Source organism: Pyxidicoccus caerfyrddinensis, from assembly GCF_010894405.1.
Lineage (GTDB): Bacteria > Myxococcota > Myxococcia > Myxococcales > Myxococcaceae > Myxococcus > Myxococcus caerfyrddinensis.
The window spans coordinates 1-378 of the sequence record NZ_JAAIYA010000164.1 but is presented as its reverse complement, the minus strand read 5'-3'; the positions used below and the strand labels follow the sequence as shown (position 1 = coordinate 378).

The window sequence follows — 378 nt, the reverse complement described above, 5'->3', positions numbered from 1 at the left end:
GTCAGCACGCGCAAGGAATTGCCGCTGGTGTTCGTGGGCATCGCCTTCGCCGCGGGCGGGTCGCAGGAGCCCGCCGCGAAGCTGGGCATCGCGGACCTGTCCTACCGCATGCTGCTGGAGGGCGCAGGCAAGCGCGACACGGTGGCGCTGGACAACGCGTTCGCGGACCTGGGCGTGTCGCCCGCGCTGTCGGTGGACCCGGACGGCGCCTTCGTGGGCGCGCGCGTGCTCACGACCAACGTGGACGCGGCGATGAGCCTGCTGTCGGACGTCGTCCTGCGGCCCACCTTCGACGCGAAGGCCTTCGAGCGCCGCAAGAAGCAGCAGCTGGGCGAGCTGGTGCGCCGCATGGGCGACCCGAACTTCCTGGCGCAGCAG

General features: G+C 71.7%; 1 protein-coding gene. It reads left to right on the top strand.

The features are described from left to right. Positions 1 to 378 (top strand): M16 family metallopeptidase (locus G4D86_RS52000; protein WP_164003127.1); only part of this gene is annotated, 378 nt, incomplete at both ends.